This is a genomic window from Carboxylicivirga sp., from assembly GCF_982718395.1.
Window position 1 is genome coordinate 1 of record NZ_CEXQWX010000113.1, and the last position, 20,051, is coordinate 20,051.

The 20,051-nt window shown below is 38.1% G+C and carries 15 protein-coding genes and 1 riboswitch; of the genes, 6 read left to right on the top strand and 9 right to left on the bottom strand.

Features of this window, described 5'->3' with window-relative positions; genetic code table 11:
* Positions 1 to 259: 259 nt before the first annotated feature.
* A riboswitch (cobalamin riboswitch) is annotated at positions 260 to 448 on the bottom strand.
* 580 nt (positions 449 to 1,028) lie between these two features.
* The 6 genes from egtD to AC4MRQ_RS17880 all read right to left on the bottom strand — a co-directional run bounded on the left by egtD (position 1,029) and on the right by AC4MRQ_RS17880 (position 6,053).
* Positions 1,029 to 2,042: an L-histidine N(alpha)-methyltransferase gene (gene egtD / locus AC4MRQ_RS17855; RefSeq protein WP_491199067.1), complete on the bottom strand. Its 1,014-nt coding sequence runs from the start codon at positions 2,040 to 2,042 to the stop codon at positions 1,029 to 1,031.
* Between the two features lie 85 nt (positions 2,043 to 2,127).
* Entirely contained in the window at positions 2,128 to 2,871 is a 744-nt protein-coding gene (locus AC4MRQ_RS17860) for a hypothetical protein (protein WP_491199068.1), read from the bottom strand.
* A gap of 27 nt (positions 2,872 to 2,898) precedes the next feature.
* The gene (locus tag AC4MRQ_RS17865; protein ID WP_491199069.1) at positions 2,899 to 3,603 is read right to left on the bottom strand and encodes a YkgJ family cysteine cluster protein; all 705 of its coding nucleotides are present in this window, start codon (positions 3,601 to 3,603) and stop codon (positions 2,899 to 2,901) included.
* A 99-nt stretch (positions 3,604 to 3,702) separates the two neighbouring features.
* Positions 3,703 to 4,248: a DUF4136 domain-containing protein gene (locus AC4MRQ_RS17870; RefSeq protein ID WP_491199070.1), complete on the bottom strand. Its 546-nt coding sequence runs from the start codon at positions 4,246 to 4,248 to the stop codon at positions 3,703 to 3,705.
* A gap of 149 nt (positions 4,249 to 4,397) precedes the next feature.
* Entirely contained in the window at positions 4,398 to 5,699 is a 1,302-nt protein-coding gene (locus tag AC4MRQ_RS17875; protein ID WP_491199071.1) for a M18 family aminopeptidase, read from the bottom strand.
* Between the two features lie 162 nt (positions 5,700 to 5,861).
* Positions 5,862 to 6,053 carry a cold-shock protein gene (locus tag AC4MRQ_RS17880; RefSeq protein ID WP_491199072.1) on the bottom strand — a complete coding sequence of 64 codons (192 nt, stop codon included), beginning with the start codon at positions 6,051 to 6,053 and terminating at the stop codon, positions 5,862 to 5,864.
* Positions 6,054 to 6,355: 302 nt separating this feature from the next.
* Here AC4MRQ_RS17880 and AC4MRQ_RS17885 point away from each other — a divergent pair, with 302 nt between their 5' ends.
* Positions 6,356 to 8,716, top strand: coding sequence for a type IA DNA topoisomerase (locus tag AC4MRQ_RS17885; protein WP_491199073.1), 2,361 nt, complete (start codon positions 6,356 to 6,358; stop codon positions 8,714 to 8,716).
* Between the two features lie 112 nt (positions 8,717 to 8,828).
* Here AC4MRQ_RS17885 and AC4MRQ_RS17890 read toward each other — a convergent pair whose 3' ends face one another.
* Positions 8,829 to 9,179 carry a transposase gene (locus AC4MRQ_RS17890; protein ID WP_491199081.1) on the bottom strand — a complete coding sequence of 117 codons (351 nt, stop codon included), beginning with the start codon at positions 9,177 to 9,179 and terminating at the stop codon, positions 8,829 to 8,831.
* A gap of 269 nt (positions 9,180 to 9,448) precedes the next feature.
* On the opposite strand from AC4MRQ_RS17890, the gene AC4MRQ_RS17895 reads away from it, so the two are divergent.
* The 5 genes from AC4MRQ_RS17895 to AC4MRQ_RS17915 all read left to right on the top strand — a co-directional run bounded on the left by AC4MRQ_RS17895 (position 9,449) and on the right by AC4MRQ_RS17915 (position 18,187).
* Positions 9,449 to 11,815 carry a LysM peptidoglycan-binding domain-containing protein gene (locus AC4MRQ_RS17895; RefSeq protein ID WP_491199074.1) on the top strand — a complete coding sequence of 789 codons (2,367 nt, stop codon included), beginning with the start codon at positions 9,449 to 9,451 and terminating at the stop codon, positions 11,813 to 11,815.
* 89 nt (positions 11,816 to 11,904) lie between these two features.
* Entirely contained in the window at positions 11,905 to 13,854 is a 1,950-nt protein-coding gene (locus AC4MRQ_RS17900; protein ID WP_491199075.1) for an ABC-F family ATP-binding cassette domain-containing protein, read from the top strand.
* A gap of 3 nt (positions 13,855 to 13,857) precedes the next feature.
* On the top strand, positions 13,858 to 14,604 hold the full coding sequence (gene rlmB / locus AC4MRQ_RS17905) for a 23S rRNA (guanosine(2251)-2'-O)-methyltransferase RlmB (RefSeq protein WP_491199076.1): 747 nt from the start codon (positions 13,858 to 13,860) through the stop codon (positions 14,602 to 14,604).
* 219 nt (positions 14,605 to 14,823) lie between these two features.
* Complete coding sequence (locus AC4MRQ_RS17910) at positions 14,824 to 15,885, top strand: uroporphyrinogen decarboxylase family protein (protein WP_491199077.1); 1,062 nt, start codon at positions 14,824 to 14,826, stop codon at positions 15,883 to 15,885.
* 763 nt (positions 15,886 to 16,648) lie between these two features.
* A complete protein-coding gene (locus tag AC4MRQ_RS17915; protein ID WP_491199078.1) occupies positions 16,649 to 18,187 on the top strand; it encodes a SulP family inorganic anion transporter in 1,539 nt (512 codons plus the stop codon).
* Positions 18,188 to 18,294: 107 nt separating this feature from the next.
* Here AC4MRQ_RS17915 and AC4MRQ_RS17920 read toward each other — a convergent pair whose 3' ends face one another.
* Together AC4MRQ_RS17920 and AC4MRQ_RS17925 are read right to left on the bottom strand one after the other, a co-directional pair.
* Positions 18,295 to 18,948: a hypothetical protein gene (locus AC4MRQ_RS17920; protein WP_491199079.1), complete on the bottom strand. Its 654-nt coding sequence runs from the start codon at positions 18,946 to 18,948 to the stop codon at positions 18,295 to 18,297.
* Positions 18,949 to 19,076: 128 nt separating this feature from the next.
* On the bottom strand, positions 19,077 to 20,051 hold a 975-nt coding region (locus AC4MRQ_RS17925; RefSeq protein ID WP_491199080.1), incomplete at its 5' end, for an ABC transporter ATP-binding protein.

Sequence of the window (20,051 nt, forward strand, 5' to 3'; positions counted from 1 at the left end):
ATTAACCCGAATTCGATTGAAATTTTAAAACTCAGATTGAAATAAAAGACTGATTTACAAGAAATAATTTTAGAGGAATAGTACACTATTGCGATAAAATTTGCCGCAGTAAATCTGTTTTTTATTCAAAGCTTGTTTATTCCACTTACAAACAGCAATCTTCTTCGTGTAATTGACTCAAAATAGCCACTATTCTTTCGTCAATATACCCTGGAATATTACTATTTGTAAGCGTTCTGAGTTCAAAATTTTACGTCGAACTCGGGTTATTACTAAGGCAGGTCTTCTGGCTTACCTCAGTTTTGTACCTTCCCAACTACATTTGTAATTAGTGGCATTTTCAAAACCATTAATTGAGGCTTACAGCTACGGGGATAGCTCCGGAATTTGTTAAAACAGCACCGGATTCCCATTTTAAGCATTAGGCACCTTAGCGAATGCAAAAATAGGAATATTAGTGGGAGGAAGGATGGCATAAAAGAGTTTTAATTTCATTATTTGATTTCTTTAATGCGTTGCGTTCTTTTCTTGCTGTTTATGAGACTGGTATCCGATGCGTGGCATCTCTTCCTGCAGCCTGTGAGAGGGGTATCAAATGTATGGCGTTCTACTCTTGCAATCTGCGAGAGGGGCATCTGATACGTGGCATTGCTTTCTGCAGTTAGCGAGAGGAGTATCCTATGTATCGCATTCTACTCTTGCAATCTGTGAGAGAGGTATCCGATGCGTGGCATCTCTTCCTGCAATCTGATAGAGGGATATCCTATGTGTGGCGTTCTACTCCTGCAATCTGCGCGAGAGGTATTTGATGTGTGGCATTGCTTCCCGTGGTTTGCGAGAGGGGTATCTAATATGTGGCATCCGGCTTTCACAGTTTGTGCTAGGGATATCCAAAACACAGCGTTGTTTCTCTTTGTCTTCAAGTTTGTGGTTTCGATTGCAAGCGAGCTATCAGACGTGCGTCGATCCCTTTGTTTACTTTAAAGTATGAATCGATTATTGATGGTGAGCTGTTAAAAGCTTTAGAATTACTTAACCAACTGAATAATCGTAAACCATTTATTTTCGTCAAAGAGCATTTTATTTAAAGTAAGCTCCGATTTTTTGGCTAGTTCCATTATCATTTTCTCAGTATACTTTTGAGAATTTTCGGTATGAATGGTTTCACCTTTTATAAATCTTAAATCCTGTTTGATCAAAGGAGATGAAATTTTCATATCACTTTTGGCCACCAGGTGCATTTCGATCCGGTTAAGTTCTTTGTTAAAATAAGCAAGATGGTCAAAATCTGGTATGAAAAAGTCGGTATGTATCAGTTTATTACAAGCACGAAGTATATTTTTATTAAATGCCTCTGTAACGCGCTGACTATCGTTATATGCGGCTTCAACAACAGATATATCTTTGACTAAATCCAAACCCAGGATTAGCTGATCGCCTGGATTCATTATTTTTTGTATTCGTATGAGTAGATTTTCCGCTTCAACCGGTTCGAAATTACCAATGGTGCTGCCAAAGAAACAGATAATGCGTGGTTGCTCATTGGGCAGACTGTTTAATTGAGTAAAGTCACCGGTGATTCCCTTTACTTTTAGTTCAGGAAAGGTTTGATTTAAAACTGAACGGTTTTGTTCGATGGATGCCTGACTGAAATCAATAGGGTAGTAGATGATATTGTTTAACTTATCAGGATTAATAGCGTTTAATACCAATGAAATTTTCGAACAATCGCCACTTCCCAGTTCAATCAGGTTAATATGGCTCAATTGACCAAACAGCTCGTCAGCATATTTTTTGATGATATCCTTTTCAGTGCGAGTTGGATAATATTCTGGGAGTTGTGTAATCCATTCAAAAAGCCTTGATCCATATTCGTCATAGAAAAATTTACTTGAAATGTATTTTCTTGAAGCCTGAAGACCTTCAATCAGTTCCCTGCGCAGAGCATCGGTGATTGTCTCTTTATTAATGCGTTTAGTGAGGATGCGGCTTGATGTATTTTGGCGATTTAATGTCAGTGTTTGGGTACTGTTTTCAGACATAGCAATATCGGTTTGAATGGAAACTAAACATTCAAATACGGATAAAATTATGTCAAAGTCAATAGCTGATTGAAATTAGAATGCATTACCAGTCTGCATCCAATACTCGTTCCTTCTTGGGATTATCCGCTTCCAGTACAGATAAATGCAAGTGTTTATTGGGGTATAGTTTTTTTAATTCACCATACATTACTTTTGAAGGCATAGCATCAGTTGAGAAATCATTGAGGTAAAAATATATCGCACGAAGACTGATTGTATCTTTACCTACATTAGCCATATAATAGTCGATGATACTGCCTCTGTTGAATTTAATTCTATCAATGGTCTGAGATATATTTTTTATATGCTCTAAGGTACAATCTTCGTTTATAAATATGCTATTGCCATCAGGTGTTATGATGCTTTTAGATTCTTTCGATTTATAATCGTCAAGATTTTGGATGTGCTCATTGTAGATGATCTTAAAACCATCATCACAATGGTAATGGTAAGTTTTAGAATGATCACGATAAACTTTATCAACCATGTGATTTTTAGGATAAGGCTTCAGTACCCTAATATCCATCGAATCGCCAAGCTGCAAATCTCGAACCATCACATAATCAACTTTATCGAAGTAGGTATTTTCTTTATACTTGTAAAAATATTTCAAGGTATAGATTTCATAACGACCACCATTAAAAATGCTTTCTCCATATACTTTACCTTTTTCTATACTATTAAAAATAAGTACATAGTAGTATAGGTAAATTCCTAATACATTTAAAATTAGCAGAGTGGAGATGATGATGGCTCTCTTGATGGTAGCCTTTCGTTCGTTGAGCATATTTTGAGGGTTCGGGTAAGGAAAATATTAGGTTAATGGTTTAAAAAGTGGATGACTGGTCAGATCATTGTCTTCGATTTCTTCACCATTGTTATGAGCTATTAAAAGACCTTCTTCCACTAAATATTCATTGTTGTTAAGATTGGCCGGTTTTAAGCCTTCACTAAATCCTTCGTTCATCATCTGTCCGGCTCTTAGTGGAAATTCGAGGAGAGCAGGATAATTGTTTTCATTCTCCGGTTCATCATGGAATTTCCTGCAGCTGTCTTCCGACATAGATAAATAGATGCGGCATGCCATTGGGCGGGCAGGGTATGCGCTGCACGATCCATTTTTAAGTAATGGACAAGGTAATTTGCTTTTCTCCAGTTCTTCCTGCGATAATCGACCACGTTTTTGATAGTTATCAAATGCTGTTTGTAAAACAGACTTGCGTTCGTCTTCGCTCATATTGAGTTTTATGAATTGCCAGAGATAATGAAACTCATGTGCCACTCCAAATATGGGTTGATGACAACACCAACTACATCCTTTGCGACAATCAATTGTCACATTGTGTCGTTTAGCTTCTTCCGATAGAGCCCCAATCAGACCCTCCATCGCATCTTGTTCCTGCCGGGTGGCTTGCCACAACTTCTTATCTTCAACTTTTTCGTATGTAGCAGCTTCTGCGAGTCGAAGTCCATCCTGGTAAAATGCCTTATCGGTATCTGAAAGTTCTGATTTATTCATAGTTGTGCTTTTGCTTGATGCAAATGTAGTAATTATCAAAATAAACGGGTGACTCACATTTAATGTTGAATCACCCGTTATCTTTATCTTTTCGAGTTTTTATTTTTCTGGAGCCAAAGGATAAGTGGCAAATATCTTTTTGATAATTCGATTAACAGATTGTTCAGTCAATGCTTTCTTATTTTTAATGGCGCCTGAAGCTGAACCTTGCCAAATTAACTCCTTTTTCTCTCGGTCAATAACATCAATAATGATTGTTCCTTCGGTATGTGTATGGTAGTTTACACGGTTGATTCCCGTATTGATACCCCAACCATATGAGTAATAATTATCGCCCCAATAGAAGTTGTCATGATGCTCAAAAGAAGTGGTTTCTTTCGTGTTGGCTTTTATCATGATTTTAACTAATAAGTCAGGGCTTTTACTCTCAGAATAACCTCTATTATTCATTTGCCCGCTAATGGCACTGTGCAACCATTTCTTACCTTGTTCTTTTACCGGGAACGATTTCATATGCTCCAATACCATATAATTTGAATAACTATCAAATTTAGCATTAGGATCATAGTCGGAGTAAATTGTTGACGTTTTGCACCCTTGCAGGGCAATAATTATAATAGATAGAATGATTAGATTTTTTAACATGTGCTCTAGTTTACGGTTTAAATTGAAATATTCGATGATGTAATTAATGCATCTCTCCGGCATTTGATTGGTAAAAGTAATATTTTTAATAAAAACGGCAGCACTTGTGTAAGTACTGCCGAAATATGTTTTAATCAAGAGGCATGAAACTACATGTTGTAGAATGTTTCAAAGGCTTTAGTCACATATGTATGATCTGATGTACCACCCAGTTCACGTACCGAGTGCATGCCCAGCATAGGGTTACCGATATCAACAGTACGGATATCAATTTTCCCTGTAGAAACATTACCTAATGTGGAGCCACCTACCATATCAGAGCGGTTTACAAATTTCTGTACAGGCACATCGGCCAGCTTGCAAATACTTTCAAAAATAGCTCCGCTTTCTCCATCAGTGGTGTACTTCTGATTAGCATGTATCTTAATAACTGGTCCGGCATTCATTACCGGGTGTAGCACTGGATCATGCTTTTCAGGATGATTAGGGTGCACTGAATGTGCCATATCAGCCGAAATCATAAAGGATTTATATATGGTACGTTGGTAATCTTCTTGCGACTTACCAAGTTTTTCCATAATGCGCTCAATTATATTTCGCAATACAGGTGAGCCGGCACCCTGCTTAGTTACACTGCCCACTTCTTCGTTGTCGAAAACACAAAGGATGTTGGTTGTATCTGTGTTTTGATTGGCAATTAGTGCTTTTAATCCTGCATGTACCATCGCTAAATCATCTAACTTTGGAGACGAGATAAATTCTTGTTCTGGGCCTACTAAGCAACCTTTTTCATATTCATAAACAAACAGGTCAAAGTCAAGAATTTCAGAACTATCCACTTTCAATTCTTCAGCAATCAGATTTAAAAGGTAGTTGTCTTTTTCAAAAGTATAGTTAACAATGCCCATTAGCGGAAGCATATCCACTTGTTTGTTTAACTCCATACCATCATTCACACTTCGGTTTAGGTGAATGGCAACGCTTGGAATAATTAATAGTGGTTTTCTAAAGTCAACCAATTGAAATTTCGGTGATAATGGAGTATCGCCTTTTAGTAAAACTCTACCGGCGAGCGATAGAGGTCGGTCAAGCCACGACATCAGAATCGGTCCACCATAAACCTCTGTATTAAGTTTCAGGTATTTGCCATCGGCCAACATTTCGGGTTGTGGTTTAATCTTAAAGCCTGGTGAATCACTATGTGCACTGATTAATTTAAAACCATTGTCTTCTGGTTCTTTTGTTCCGATCTGGAAAGCAAACAGAGCCGAGTTACTTTTTGTCGTATAATATTTGCCTCCTTTTTCGATGTTCCAGGGCAGGGTAATATCCAAATATTGATAGCCTTTGGCTTCTAACTCTTTGGCTGTGTTAGCAACCACATGAAAGGCAGTTGGACTTTGATGAATGAAATCAATCAATTCTTCTGCGTGCTTTATTTCTTGTGTCATTATAATATGTTTTGTGATTTTTTCAAAACGGCAAGATAAATAAATTAAGGAAGGCAGATGATGAGAAAGGTCACTATTGCAGCGTTGTGAAAGGGTTATAAACGAAAAAAAGCTGTCTCAAAAGAAACAGCTTTTAATAATCTCTTAAAATATAAATCTAATCTATGCTAGTTTTACATTTACCGCGTTTAAACCCTTACGGCCTTCCTGAAGCTCGTAAGTGACTTCATCATTTTCTTTGATTTCGTCGATAAGACCTGTTACGTGTACAAAGTACTCTTTGCTAGTTTCGTCGTCTTTGATGAATCCATAACCTTTTGAATCATTAAAGAACTTTACTGTACCTTTATTCATTATAAAAAAATTAATTGAAGACTGATATTAGGAATTATCAGCCTCATGTCTAAAAAATAATTGTTCAGAGACAAATGTATGAACATTTTTGACATAAGCTCAAATTTTTTTTAGTATTTGGTGCAAAAACTGATAAAAATCTGATTTAAACGAATAGATTTCTTCTTTTTTAATGATGAATTAATATGTATTCTTTTTATAATCAGATATTTTTTGTGTCTGTTGATAACTCTTTCCTAAAACGAAAAAAACATTTTTTTAGGAAATAGTATATTCGCTCATAATTCAAATTTATAGTCCTGATGATAGTTTGTATTGCCGAGAAACCGAGTGTAGCTAATGAAATAGCCCAAATTGTTGGGGCTAAAACAAGGCGCGATGGTTATTATGAAGGTAATAACTATCAGGTTACATGGACTTTTGGTCATCTTTGTACCCTGAAAGAACCTCATGAGTATTTGGCCGAATGGAAACGTTGGAGTCTCGGATGGTTGCCTATGATTCCCTCTCGCTTTGGTATCAAGATTATTAGTGATTCTGGTATCGCAAAACAGTTTAATATCATACAAAAATTGGTGCAAGGTGCTGATGAGGTTGTTAATTGTGGCGATGCTGGCCAGGAAGGGGAGTTGATTCAGCGATGGGTATTACATAAGGCCGGTACTAAATGCCCGGTTAAGCGATTATGGATTTCATCATTGACTGAAGAAGCCATTCGTGAAGGTTTTGAAAAGTTACGTTCAGCCGATGAATTTGCCAACTTATATGCTGCAGGTAGTTCGAGAGCAATAGGAGATTGGTTGTTGGGAATTAATGCTACAAGATTGTATACCCTCAAATATGGTCAGCAAGGACAGGTATTGTCTATAGGACGGGTGCAAACGCCTACCTTGGCATTGATTGTTGAGCGACAAAAAGCTATCGACAATTTTAAGCCAGAACCATTTTGGGAGCTTAAAACCAAGTACCGTAACGTAGTTTTTTCGGCAACTAAGGGGCGTTTTACAAAGAAGGAAGAGGGGGATGCCTATCTCGAAACCATTAAGACAAATGAATTTGAAGTAAAGGACTTCTCAAAGAAGAAGGGGAAAGAAGCACCACCTCGTCTCTTTGACTTGACATCCTTACAGGTGGAGTGCAATAAGAAGTTTGGATTTTCGGCTGAGGAAACATTGAAGACTATTCAATCACTTTATGAGAAGAAACTGACAACCTATCCGCGTGTGGATACCACTTTTTTGAGTGATGATATATATCCTAAGGTGCCAAACATTCTAAAAGGAATGAAGGATCACGCACAATTGATCGATCCTTTATTAAAGTCCAAGCTTAAAAAATCAAAGAAGGTTTTTGACGATAAAAAGGTAACGGATCACCATGCCATTATTCCAACAGGTGTTTATGCCAATAACATGAATCGTGATGAAAAGCTGGTTTATGAGTTGGTAGCTCGTCGTTTTATCGCTGCTTTTTATCCCGATGCCACAATTTCCAATACACAGGTAATGGGTGATGTGAACGGGGTTGAGTTTAAAGCAACAGGCAAGCAGCTTTTGGAGCCGGGGTGGCGCATTGTTTTTATGGATGGCAAAGAAACAGAAAAGAAGCAGGATGATATCATGCCTGAATTTACTGTGGGTGAGAAAGGACCACATGAGCCTTTATTGATTGAAAAAGAAACACAACCTCCCAAGCCTTATACCGAAGCGACTCTTTTAAGGGCGATGGAAACGGCCGGTAAACAAGTTGATGATGAAGAGTTGCGAGATGCCATGAAAGAAAATGGGATTGGTCGTCCATCAACACGAGCAGCGATTATTGAAACGATATTAAGAAGAAAATACATCACGAAGGTTCGTAAAAACCTTCATCCTACAGTGACTGGGATTCAATTGATTGATACGATCAAGAATGAATTGCTGAAATCGGCTGAATTAACGGGTATCTGGGAAAAGAAATTACGTGAAATAGAAAAGGGGCAATACGATGCTGGTGAGTTTATGAACGAGCTGAAGCAAATGGTTTCTGATATTGTATTTCATGTAAAGCACGATCGTAGCGAAAAGAAGATTGAAGTTGTTTCGGAGGAAGAAAAACCAAAGAAGAAAGCAACTAAAGAAAAAAAGGAAGCCAAGGTAAAAGAGTTAATCTGCCCACAATGCAAACAAGGGCAAATGCTCAAAGGAAATAGTGCCTGGGGATGCTCTCGTTTTAAAGAGGGGTGCAAAACAATCATTCCTTTTGAATTCCAAGGTAAGAAACTAAGTGATAAGCAAATTGAGCAGTTGATTCATAAAGGACAGACTGGAAAAATAAAGGGGTTTGAGAACGAAGGAACTAAGACTGATGGTATAGTTAAGCTGGATTCGAGCTTTAAAATGATACTTGAAATTGCTGAACCGGAAACCTGGACATGTCCTGTTTGTAATGTTGGTGTTGTAGTTAAAGGCAAGACTGCTTTTGGTTGCAATAATTTTAAAAATGGTTGTCGCTTGCGTATCCCATTTGAATTCATGGGTAAAAAACTGACCGAAAAACAAGTTGAAGCTTTAGTACTAAAACAAAAAACGCCTGTTATTAAAGGGTTGGTTAATCCACAAACTCAGGAAAAGCTTATTGGAAAGATTGTGTTGAATAGTAATGGACAACTGAGTGTTGAATAGGTTTCATGAAGCCTCTTGTCCTGAAAGGACTAAAATATGAATAACCATCGGTTACGCCGATGGTAGTTGAAATGCCCGGTTATCAGCCCTGAATGGGGTTGAACAACGCCAATTATTTTAAGAAATATCGCTCTTCAATTTTAATGTTATGCTCATCTAAAACTCTTCGATACTCCTCTTCAAAAGTTTCGTTCTTGTGATGACGCTGTTGGTTTTTAATATAATTTATTAGTTTGTCTTTGTCCCGATATGAATAAGTCAAGGCTGCGTATCCATTGGCCCAGCCAATAAAATGCGGGAAAAGATCAGAGTTCTTTAACCAAATAGATGATGCTGTTTTAATGTCCCTGACAAAATCTGCTAATGCAATGCTTGGATGGAGGCTTGTCAAAATGTGAATATGATCTTCAACCCCATTAATTCGGTACAAGTGGCAATTCAGGGCTGAGATCGGATAGCAGATCCTTACCGCGAGTTTTACACGCGGTTATTCACATTTTGTCCTTTCAGGATACATTCACACCCGCCAAAGGCTTTTAATGCGCTTAGCGATTGGTAGAAGTGTTTTATGTCTTGCACCTTGATACCTATTAACAGACTAAAAAGCCAACTGTGAAGAAGTATTAATTGCAATAAGAATGTGATTGGGTTTCATCGCTTTTTTTTACTTTTGAACCTTTAACGCTATTGCAGCATTTTTACCAATAGCGGTTTATTCAGATTTAATGCCATATGAAGAACATTGCAGTTGTTGTAATAACACTTACCCTTATATTTTTACCTGTTACATTACTGACGGGCAAAGCTCAAGATAACATACCGGAAGGAACGGAAAAGATCATTATTGACGGTAACGAGTATTACCTGCACAAAGTAAAAAAAGGTGAAGGTATTTACCGGATAAGCGTTTCATATGGTGTGTCACAAAAGGAATTGATTGAGGTAAATCCTTCAGTTGCATTTGGTCTAAAGGTAGGGCAGATAATAAAGGTGCCGGTTATTAAGGGGCGCAATAGTACCGAAGAGCAACTAAATTCAGAAGCTTTTATTTATCACACTGTTGAGAAAGGGCAAACGGCTTACTATATAGCCAGACGCTATCGTGTTGATTTAAAGGATATCTATGAAAACAATCCCGGAAGTGAGGATCAATTACTATTAGGTACAATTATTAAGATACCGAAACAAAATGTTCCAAGTTCAGACTTTCAGGTGAATAACGATGGTTATACCGTTCATAAGGTAAAGTCTAAAGAGACATTATACGGAATTGCACGAAAATATAATCTGCATATCAATGATATTATAAGACATAACGAAGGTCTGGAATCAGGAGTTTTGGCAACAGGGACTTTAATTCGTATTCCTATTGGAATTAAGGAGAAAGAAATAGAAGAAGTCAAAGAAGAGATCGCAGGCAGCGAAGATGCAGATTTTATATACCATCGTATCAATACGGGAGAAACGTTGTTTAGCATTGCTGAGAAATATAATGCAAAAACCTCGGAGGTAATAGCTGCAAATCAGTCCATCAGGGCTGACGATCTGCCTTTGGGTTATTTAGTCCGTATCCCTAAAGCCAGTATAAAAACGAAACAGCAAAATCCATTTGCCAATGCAGTCTTAGTCAATCATAAGATAAAAAGGCGTGAAACTCTGTATTCGGTTGCTAAAAAGTATGATGTGCCGGCGGATATGATTGAGAAAGTCAATGCTGAAAATGGAATTGACTTGGAGAGGTGGAGAAAGGGAATGGTAATTAAAGTTCCAAACAAAGCCTGGGTAGAACAATATTATGAATCGGCACTTGTTAAGGAAAATTACGAAACAGATGTGGATACGCTAAGCATTACTCCCTTTACCCTACATGAATGTGACCAATATGATTACAGCATTTTACAACCTTCCATTAAAGTAGCCTTGTTAATGCCTTTTAATGTAGAAGCCACCAGGAAAGTAAATTACACCTATGAGGAAGTAGATGGCGATACTGTTTTGGTTGAAAATGAGAAGCGCAAGTTGTCAATGCGTTCAAAGGTATTTGTTGAGTTTTATCAAGGCAGCCTTCTGGCTTTGGAATCATTAAAAAAGGAAGGCGTTAATGTAGATTTATTTGTTTATGATACGGCACCGGATAGTACTAAGCTAAAAGAAGTGTTGCAGAAGCCCGAGTTACGTCACGTAGATCTGATAATTGGTCCGGCTTACTCATCTAATCTTAAGTTGGTTTCAGATTATTCGAAACATTATAACATTCCAATGGTATATCCATTATCATCTGTTAACAGTCAGATGAATAATAATCCATTATTGTTTCAGGCTAACCCAAGCGATACATTAATGTTCGATGTAATAGCTAAAAGAATGATTGAAGGTTCGATGGGGAAACGATTGGTAATGATTCGTACCGAAAACAAGGACAATTTATTTGAACAAAGTTTTAGCCGGGTGATTCGAGATAAAGTTTATTGGGAAAGCTTTAAAAATGGTGAGGTGCCTGATTTTGTGGAATATACCTTCAAACAGGATGATTTGGTAAGCCTGGAGCGTATGTTTGCTACAGAAAAAGGAAATGCAGTGATTATACCGTCTAAAGAAGAGGCTCAAGTTAATCGTATTATCACTACTGTGAAAGGTGCCGCTGATAAAACCAAAGCTGATGTGACCTTGTGGGGATTACCACACTGGATGAAGTATAACACCATAAATCCGGAAGATATTCATAAGCTGAACGGCCATATGTTTAGCTATTATGCAGTCAATTATACCGACTCGACAAATATGCAACGAATTGATGCATATCGTCATTGGTTTGGAACAGAGCCAATTGCCATGTCGCCTTTTTTCCAGACCGCTTCTGTGCAAGCCAATCTAAGCCGTTACAGCTTATGGGGGCACGATATTACTTATTACTTTATAACGGCGCTTCGTGATTATGGAAAGAATTTTCCATACTGTATTCAACATCACCATCCATACGCCATTCAGTCGCAGCTGAATTTTCGACGATTATCCAGTTGGGGAGGCTTTCATAATCAAGGATTGTATGTGTTGAATTTCAAACCTGATTATGAATTGGAGATTAAGCACGTTGATTAATTTTCTCTCAAAATATTAGATTTTACCAGGAGCTGATAGCTAATTGCTATCGGCTTTTTTATGCTATCTTTGCACAAATTTTTTTAAGAATGGTTTCGATTAATCAATTAACAGTCGATTTTGGTGGTTTTAAGCTTTTTGAGGAGGTTTCCTTCCTGATCAATAACAAGGATAGGATTGGACTAATAGGAAAGAACGGTGCCGGTAAATCGACTCTTCTTAAAATCATTGCAGGTCATCAGGAACCAACTGAAGGATCAGTCACAATGCCTAAGGGATTGAAGATTGGTTATTTGCCTCAGCACATGAAGTATAACGATACGCGAACCGTTGTAGAGGAAGTTGAGTTGGCATTTGCTGAATTGAAGGGCCTGGAAAAACAGATTGGTGATATTAATACTGAAATTGCAGAAAGAACCGATTACGAATCCGAATCTTATTTATCCTTATTGGATAAATTGAATGAACTCACAGAGCGGTTTAATTTGCTAGGAGGGGCCAATCATGAAGGATTAATCGAAACAACTTTAAAAGGATTGGGTTTTGAGCGAAGCGATTTTACACGAAATACAGGAGAGTTTAGTGGAGGATGGCGAATGCGTATTGAACTGGCTAAGATATTACTTGGGCAGCCAGATATTTTCCTTTTGGATGAGCCCACCAACCACCTGGATATTGATTCAATTCAATGGCTTGAGGATTTTTTGAAGACTTATAGCGGAGCAGTTGTTTTGATTTCCCACGATAAGGCATTTCTGGATAATATTACAAACCGAAGCGTTGAGATATCATTAGGCAGGATATACGATTATAAAGCCAGCTATTCAAAGTTTATTGAGTTGCGTAAAGAAAGGCGCGAACAGCAGCTTAATGCCTTCAATAATCAGCAAAAGAAGATTGAAGACACGGAGAAGTTTATTGAGCGATTCAGATATAAAGCTACTAAAGCAGTGCAGGTTCAATCTAGGATCAAACAATTGGAAAAGCTGGATCGAATAGAAGTAGATGAATTTGATAACTCGGCGTTGAATATTAAGTTTCCTCCTGCGCCAAGGTCGGGTACCGTCGTAGTTAAGGGAGATGAAGTCACCAAATCATATGGTGATCTCTTAGTATTGGATGAGGTGGATCTGACCATCGAACGAGGTGAAAAAGTGGCTTTTGTCGGGCGTAACGGAGAAGGTAAAACCACCATGGCACGCATCATCATGAGTGAGTTGGCCCATACCGGAAAACTCGACATAGGGCACAATGTTAAGATTGGCTATTTTGCGCAGGATCAGGCAGAGCGTTTGGACGAGAGTCATACTGTACTTGAAACCATTGATTTGGTAGCCGTGGGTGAGATTCGAACCAAGATTCGCGATCTCTTGGGAGCCTTTATGTTTTCGGGTGAAGAGGTAGATAAAAAAGTATCTGTTTTATCTGGTGGAGAGCGAACAAGGCTGGCTATGGTTCGATTACTTCTGGAACCTGTTAATTTGCTGATTCTTGATGAGCCTACTAACCACTTGGATATGCGCTCTAAAGAAATACTAAAGCAGGCTTTGAAAGACTTCGAGGGAACGGTTATCCTGGTATCACACGACCGGGAATTTTTAGACGGCTTGGTTGATAAAGTATATGAGTTTAGACATAAAAAGATAAAAGAGCATTTGGGAGGCATCTACGAGTTTCTGCAGAAAAAAAAGATGGAAAGTCTCAATGAACTAAATGCCTCTATAGCTTCAAAGAAAAATGAAGGCGGAAAAAAAGAAAGTTCCGTTGCAAAGTTATCTTACGAGGAGCGCAAGGAGTTGAGCAAGAAAGTTAAGAAAGCTGAACGTTCCGTCGAAACATGTGAGAGTGATATTGCTCAACTGGAGCAAGAGTTGGAAGAGTTAAGCGAAAAAATCAACTTACCTGAGAATGCCTCTGATGCAGAATTGTTTAAGCATTATAAAGCAAGCGAAACTGCTTTGGAAGAACGTATGAATGATTGGGAAGTGGCTCAGGAAGAGTTGGAGAACTTATTAAAACAAAAATCTGAATTAGACTAAAATATGGCGAAGCAAGAGAAAGAACAACAGATGGTATTCGGTATTCGCGCCGTTCAGGAGGCGATTGTGGCCGGAAAAGAGATAGAAAAAGTGATCATCAAGAAAGGATTGCAGGGTACACTTTTTCAAAGTTTCTTAGATGTTGTCAGAGAGCATAATATTCCCTTTCAGTTTGTGCCAATGGAAAAGCTGAATCGCCTGACACGTCAAAACCATCAGGGGGTGATTGCCATGATTTCGCCTGTGAGTTATCAGGATATAGAGCAAATGATTCCGATGTTATATGATGAAGGAAAGGAGCCATTTATTTTAGTCTTAGATCATATTACTGATGTGCGTAATTTTGGTGCCATAGCCCGAACGGCTGAATGTGCCGGCGTTGATGCTATCGTTATACCTGATACTGGCGCTGCTGCAGTGACATCTGATGCATTAAAAACATCAGCCGGAGCATTACATACTATTCCGGTTTGTAGAGTGCGAAGCTTAATTTCCACGGTTGAATTTTTGCAAGGGAGTGGTTTAAAAGTAGTAGCAGCAACAGAAAAAGGAGCTGTAGATTACGACAAGGCTAATTACCGGGGACCAATTGCTTTAGTGATGGGTGCTGAGGATAGAGGTGTTAACCCTAAAATCTTGGCAGCAGCTGAGATTAAAAGCAAAATTCCGATTATGGGTGAGATTGAGTCGCTGAATGTGTCCGTTGCAGCAGGAGTTTTGTTGTATGAAATTCTTAAGGTTCGAAATTAAGTTACTTTTTGTTTATTGTTGTTTATCAATTTTTAACATTTCTATCGTTTGAGAGATGTAATACCTGTAAACATTGGGAAACTGACAAATATATCCATGTGTTTTCGTCACCTGAAAAAGTGCTTTCATCCCTGAATATTTGATTTTTGTCATATCTTTTCTAAATTCGACAAGTTTTGCGATGAGGAAAATCATATTTTTTAATCAAAAGCAACGCTTATGATTCACAAGGAAAGAGTCCTGAAGGCACTAAACCACGAGCAAGTGGATAGAGTGCCATTTTTCTATTGGGACGTCCCTGAGTTTGGTGTTAAGTTGATGGAACACCTGGGGTTTCAGAATCGTGATCAGCTATTGGAGTATCTGGATGTTGACTTTCGTTGGGTTGAACCAGATTATGTAGGAAAAAATCTTGTTGGAGATGATGGTCTGTCGAAGACCGATATATGGGGTGTTGGTTATTCAAAAGTAAAAAATGGTGACTTTGAGTATTGGGAGGCCACCAACTTTCCTTTGGAAGGACAAACAGACCCGTTGGCGCTGGATGATTATGAGTGGCCTACAACCGAACTGTTCGATTTTGAGTCGTTACCAAAGAAAATAAAAAAATACAAAGATTACGCTGTGATGACAGCCCCCGGATATTCTTCACCGGGTTTGTTCCGAATTATTCAAAGACTGCTTGGACGTGATGCTTTTTTAGAGGTCATCATGTATCATCCAAAGTTTTTTGCTGCCTTAAGCGAAAAGGTGAACGGCTTTTACCTGAGTTTTATCGATAAGTTTTTTGATAAGGCTAATGACGGAATTGATTTTATCAGGATTGCTGATGATTTTGGATCACAATCCGGACTGTCAATAAGCAGTGATATATGGGAACAACATTGTAGACCTGCCATTGAAGCTTTTGTTGAAAAACCACGAAAAAAAGGTGTTAAGTTTTACATGCATTCATGTGGAGGTGTTCGCAAACTACTACCCGATTTTATCAGCTTGGGTGCTGATGTACTTGATCCAATCCAAACACGTGCTAATGGTATGTCGCCGGATGGATTAAAGGAAGATTTTGGGAACTACATAACCTTCTGTGGTGCTTTAGATGAAGAGTTATTGCTTCGTCAGGGAACACCTGAAAAAGTTAAAGATGGAGTGAAGCAACTTCTGGATACCATGGCACCAGGAGGTGGATTTATTCTCGGTCCATCACACAAACTAAAAGTTGAAACACCGGTTGAAAATGTGCTAGCCATGTACGAAGCCGCTAAAGAATGGAAATACTAAAATAAAATTATCGCATAACTGATAAACCTTGCTTCATGAGTGGTGGAGCAAGGTTTTTTTATTTGTAGTACTTGGTGTAAAGATCTCGTTTATACGCTTTTATACTACGCGTGAGGACACGCGCGGTAGCGGAGAGAGTATCAAAATGATTAAAAAAGCATTTTGCATATGATAATAGTAAATGCCGAGGCAGAATCGCGTGTTACATTTTATCACCCGTTTTGATTTGCTTGTAGTTATAGACACGCCGGTATTCCGTTGCAATTTTATTAGAAAGTAAATATAATTTCATTACGAATAAATAAACGTTTTAAAAATCTTCTTGGGATTGAGTAAAACAATCGCAACTTATGGCGAGCTGGATTGTTGATTTCTGATTGTGTATAAGTATCAGTATATCAAGCTGATTGATCAGGCTTGAAAATGGTCAGCAGGATTTTTATTTTTCCTGCTGACCATTTTTAAAAATCCTCCTGACGAAAATTGAAAATCCTCCTGTTCGTTTTTATTTTTTCTACTGAGCACTTTCAATTCTCACAATGAGACTTTAATTAAACGCTCAAATATTGAAAATCTAATAATCATAATAGTTCGAGCATTTTCACGCGTTTTTATCTTAAAGGCATAATTACTATCTTCGCGGCCGCTAATTCAATATCCTTTTATGATTGCCTAAGGGCAATATTCCCCACTTATAATATCAGATGTCAGGCATTCTGTTAGAATGCGGTATTGTGTTGTGTAATCTTTAAATTAACTATACATGTTTTTAATCAAAGAACTAACTCAAGGTTCAAGTTTTAAAAATGAAATCCTATCGGGGATAACAGTTGCCATTGCCCTTGTTCCTGAGGCCATTGCATTTTCCTTTATTGCAGGTGTTGATCCATTAATTGGACTTTATGCGGCCTGCATTATGGGATTTTTCACTTCTTTGTTAGGAGGTCGTCCGGGTATGATATCGGGAGCTACCGGTGCAATTGCAGTAGTTGTAGCTGCAACAGTGCAAGAATATGGTGAAGCTTATTTATATCCTACCATTATATTAGGCGGTATGATGCAATTGGCTGTAGGTGCATTGCGTTTAGGTAAATTTATCCGTTTGGTACCTCACTCAGTAATGTTAGGTTTTGTTAATGGGCTTGCAATCGTGATCTTTATGGCACAATTCCCAATGTTTGGTAGTGATGCTTCTGGCGAGTTTGCTTATTACTCCGGGATGAAACAATACACGTTAATGGCATTGGTGGCCTTAACGATTGTTATCATGGTATTTTTGCCAAGGTTTACCAAAGCCATTCCATCAGCATTAGTGGCCATATTAGTTATTGCAGCTGTATCGTTTATACCAGGCGTTGAAACACCAACTGTAATTAATTTGCTGAAAGGTAAATCAATGCAAGGAGGATTGCCTTCTATCTTCACCGATTACCCTGCTAATTTATTTAGTATGGATACCCTTAAAATTATCTTTTTACCAGCTTTAAGTGTTACGGGTGTGGGATTAATTGAAAGTCTTTTAACACTAACCATTATTGATGAAAGGACAGATACACGCGGTAGTGGTAATCGTGAAAGTATTGCGCAGGGTATTGCCAATTGCGTTTCTGGTGTTTTCGGTAGCATGGGTGGATGCGCAATGATTGGTCAGAGTATGATTAATATTAATTCAGGAGCTCGTGGACGACTGTCGGGGCTTGTTGCAGCTGTTACTCTATTAATGTTCATCATGTTCTTATCGCCTGTAATCGAGCAGATTCCTGTGGCTGCCTTGATAGGAGTGATGTTTATGGTTGCATATGGAACTTTTGAGTGGTCTAGCATTAAAAATGTTAAAAAGACGCCTATGGCTGACTTTCTGATTATGATTATCGTTGCGGTGGTAACCGTTGTATTCCATAACCTTGCACTTGCTGTGGCTATTGGTGTGGTTTTATCAGCCTTATCCTTTGCCTGGGATCATGCCATTGGTATACATGCGCGACTTCGAACAGATGATAATGGCATCAAGCATTACGATATTCATGGCCCTTTATTCTTTGGCTCTACGGCATCATTCGCCGAGATTTTTGATGCCAAAAACGATGATGATCGAATAATTGTGGACTTTGAAAGTAGTCGTGTGGTAGATCAGAGTGGGATAGAGGCTATCAGAAAACTGAATGAAAAGTACCAGGAGTTGAATAAGGAGATATCATTTGTAAATCTATCGAAGGGTTGTAAAGACCTTCTGGCAACGGCGAAGATAGATGTGTCCATAGACCCTGACAAACGCAAGTTTATGGTGGTATATGACGCATAATTGATATTTCAGAATCTATACCTAAAATAAAAAGACATAAAATAGCCGGTGGATTGATTCTTCACCGGCTATTTTACATTTATATCTAATAGATGACTAAGGTTTATTTATTGATCGACGAAGTACGATTCCTCAATCTGATTAAGGATACCAACGGGCGACATATAAATCTTTGATTTGTAATATTTGTATTCGTCTGAAGCTTCAGAATCATGCAGCACAAATGAAGCCCAATGGTATAAATGCTGACCAAATCCAGCAGCAATGGTTAAACTATCAGTATAGTGTTCAACCTTTTTTTTGCCTTTATGCGTGAGGTATTGTATGCCTCGTTCCATCACTCCGGTAAGTTTTCGGCTTTCGTAATCACGAATATGCATCAATTCATGGGCAAATAACCCTATTCTTGCTTCAGAAGGGACATCTTTAAGGTGAACGCCTTTGAATGTTTCTTTTTTATTAACCAGAATGACGTATCGCCTGCTTTTCTTTCCCAATAAGAGAGAAAAAAAGTTTGGGCGGGCTGCCATGGTGGTTTTGATCTTTTTATTACGGATTTTTATTTTGCAATCATGAAGGTCGGTAAACTCCTGATAAGGTACCATAAAATCATTCAAATAGCTGCGATTAAATGTCGTATCTACCTTAAGATTGCCAACTTTATTGTAACGTTTGAACTTTTGATCAACAGCATTTTGTGCTGTAACAACTGAAGAAATAAGTACACCTGCTAATAACCCCACTACATCTTTCAACACCATATCCAACAAGTTTTTAATATGTATTTATGTAGCTTCTTACCGAAATGTTACAAAATTGTAGTTAAAAAATGTGAAAGGTTGAAATAATATGCTGATAACCACTCATTGATAGCTATCAGCATACTTTTTTAGCTCATTTGCATCGAATGCAATTTCTTATATATACCATCTTTAGCAATAAGCTCATTATGCGTTCCTGTTTCAACAATTTGACCTTCATTGAATACACAGATCATATCAGCATTGCGAACAGTAGATAATCGATGGGCGATAACAAGTGATGTACGGTTTTTCATTAGGTTTTCCAATGCATCCTGAACCAAACGTTCCGATTCTGTATCAAGTGCAGAGGTGGCTTCGTCCAGTATCAGGATTGGTGGATTTTTTAGGATTGCCCGGGCAATGCTTAATCGCTGTCTTTGTCCTCCGGAAAGCTTACTTCCCCGATCACCAATAACCGTCTGATAACCCTCTTCACTTGCAGTGATGAAATCGTGAGCATTGGCTACTTTTGCTGCATTAATTACATCTTCTTCTGTTGCATTATCAACACCAAAAGTGATATTGTTATAAATAGTGTCGTTAAAAAGAATGGCTTCCTGATTGACATTACCCATTAGCTCACGCAAGTCGAATAGTTTTAAATCCTTAATGTTATGGCCGTCGATATAAATACCACCACCCTGAACATCATAAAAGCGTGGTAATAAATCAACAAATGTTGTTTTTCCGCTACCTGATTGTCCAACTAAGGCAATAGTCTTGCCTTGAGGAATTGTAAGATTGACGTCCTTTATAACATTAATATCTTCGTAGGCAAAGCTAATGTTACGGTATTCGATTTGATCTTTGAATGATTTTATTTCATGTGAACCATTATGTTCCTTAATGCTTATATCTGCTTGAAGAATTTTATCGATACGTTCATACGCAGCTAATCCTTTTTGTATATTAAAAAATGCTGTTGTAAATGCCTTAGCAGGATTAATGATCTGGTAGAAAATACCAATATATGCAAGGAATGATGCGCCTTGCAGATTACTGTTTTCGTTACCTATAAGATATGCACCATACCAAACAACACATATCATTACTATAGTGCC